1 pseudogene is annotated in these 428 nt (G+C 61.0%); it reads right to left on the bottom strand.

Annotation, left to right across the window (positions count from 1 at the left end):
* A pseudogene (locus G7A66_RS14365) lies at window positions 1–428 on the bottom strand (IS3 family transposase); the annotation flags it as partial.

Raw genomic sequence — 428 nt, 5'->3', positions numbered from 1 at the left:
ATCAGCCGCCCGACCCGGCGCTCGCCAACGTCGAGCCCAACCTCTTTGAGTTCCATGGTCATCCTCGGACGACCATAGCTGCCGAGGCTGAGGCTGTACTGTTCCCGGATATGGGCCAGCACTTTCATATCCGTCCGCTCCCGCCGACTGATCGGTCGCGAGCGCCAGGACCTATAGCCGCGCTCACTGACAAGCATGACACGGCAGAGCAGTTCAACGGGCCACCGGTGCCGCCAGCTATGCACAAACGCAAACTTCACGGCCTTTGGCTCGCGAAGAACTGCGTGGCCTTTTTTAGCACTTCCCTCTCCTCCCGCAGCACACGGTTCTCAAGGCGGAGGCGTTCATTCTCACGCGCCAAATCTGCCTGCGGCGCTGAAACCAGATCACTGGGCCGATACTGAGATACCCACTTGCCCAGCGTCGAC

The sequence above is a fragment of the Alteripontixanthobacter muriae genome (genome assembly GCF_013336795.1).
Lineage (GTDB): Bacteria > Pseudomonadota > Alphaproteobacteria > Sphingomonadales > Sphingomonadaceae > Pseudopontixanthobacter > Pseudopontixanthobacter muriae.
The sequence above is the reverse complement of the archived record's forward strand: the minus strand, read 5'-3'. Positions and strand labels throughout refer to the sequence as shown.